The following is a 1,382-nucleotide window of genomic DNA, read 5'->3' as shown; positions in this document are numbered from 1 at the left end:
GCAGCCTTCTCCTCGGGACTGTAGCGCCGCGACGTGGGCTTACCCAGCGATTGTTCCTTCGACATCCCTGCATCCTCGTTTCCAAGGTCAGGAGCCTCCAGGATTTCCAGGGCGATTCATCCAGACGGAATGGTGATGTCCATTCCACGATCGTTGCAAATCGGTATGACAGCCCGCCTGCTGACTTTTACTCCGGCGATCTGACCCATTAATGATCATCTGCAAGACTTCGAACCCTTGTGCAGCCATCACAGTTGACCCCAACCGGTAGCAATGCGACAGCTTCCGATTAGCCGATAACTTCTGTCGTCCGGTCGGCCCACTCCCCCGGGGCCGGCAAAGTTCTGCGCCGATAAGCGATTGCTGCGGTATTCAAAGATGTTGCACGGCAGCATATTTGATACGGACTGATAAATAATCGTGATTATCCATGACAAACTGCCGCATATTTCATCAGATGAAACAATCGCGTATCCGACGGCCCGGCCCGGTTGAGCGAATCTTTTCACATGGACGCTGGCTTTGAACTGGGGATTTGGCATCGCTGCGACCGTGGCTGCGGTGGTTGTCGTGGGTGGTTCCGCCGCCGCAGCAGAACGAATCGCTTCCGGAGTGCTGTACGGACCTGTTTTTCGAATGGAACACCGCGATGCACGTCCAGGACAACGAGCAGGCCCGGTACCACAGCAAGTAGGTGTAACTATGGCTCTCCCCGCGTTCCGCACATCCAACCCCACTGACATGCGGCGTAGCATGGGCCGCTTCACCACCGGTGTTGCGATCGTGACTAGCGGAAACGAAGACGACGTCTGCGGCATGACAATCAGCTCGCTCACATCGATCAGCCTCGACCCGCCGATCCTGATGGTCTCGCTCGCCGAAGGGGGACGGACCACGGACATGGTCAGTGCTACAGGCCGATTCGCGATCTCCATCCTCAGTTGCCGACAAGAGGCTATCGCTCGCCACTTCGCCACCCGAGGAGGTGCCCGCTTCCGAGACTTCATCGTCTGTGAATACGGTGAATACAAGATGCCGATGATCAAAGACGCACTCGTGCAAGCCGAATGCCGCGTCCACAGCGCCCACGACATCGGCGACCACCGGGTGTTCTTCGGCGAGGTTGAAAACCTACGATTTCGGGATGGCAACGGATTGGTCTTCTACTCCGGCCGATTCGGTGATTTCCACGACTTCGGCCACGACGAAATGCCGTGGTTCTACTGACAAATGAGGCGTGGCATCACCGGCAATGAGGCCACGATTCGAGCGATCCGTCATAGTCGCGCACGTGTGTCTTCGAAGGGGTCTGCTGCACGATCAGGTGACAGTTTCGGTCACGCGGCCTGAGGGGCCGGTGTGGTCATGATTGCTTCGAATTC

2 protein-coding genes are annotated in these 1,382 nt (G+C 57.2%); both read left to right on the top strand.

The features are described 5' to 3' along the window. Window positions 1–535 precede the first annotated feature (535 nt). Complete coding sequence (locus tag B8W69_RS30845) at window positions 536–694, top strand: hypothetical protein (RefSeq protein WP_165762732.1); 159 nt, start codon at window positions 536–538, stop codon at window positions 692–694. Between the two features lie 59 nt (window positions 695–753). Continuing rightward, window positions 754–1,227 carry a flavin reductase family protein gene (locus B8W69_RS29405; protein WP_245843431.1) on the top strand — a complete coding sequence of 158 codons (474 nt, stop codon included), beginning with the start codon at window positions 754–756 and terminating at the stop codon, window positions 1,225–1,227. Window positions 1,228–1,382 lie beyond the last annotated feature (155 nt).

Origin of the sequence: Mycolicibacterium vulneris (assembly GCF_002104765.1) — a bacterium.
GTDB classification, from domain to species: Bacteria; Actinomycetota; Actinomycetes; order Mycobacteriales; family Mycobacteriaceae; genus Mycobacterium; species Mycobacterium vulneris.
The sequence above is the reverse complement of the archived record's forward strand: the minus strand, read 5'-3'. Positions and strand labels throughout refer to the sequence as shown.

Bases quoted from the DNA above. Each gene is read 5' to 3' on its own strand.
- B8W69_RS29405 (WP_245843431.1), top strand. From the start codon at position 754: ATGGGCCGCTTCACCACCGGTGTTGCGATCGTGACTAGCGGAAACGAA.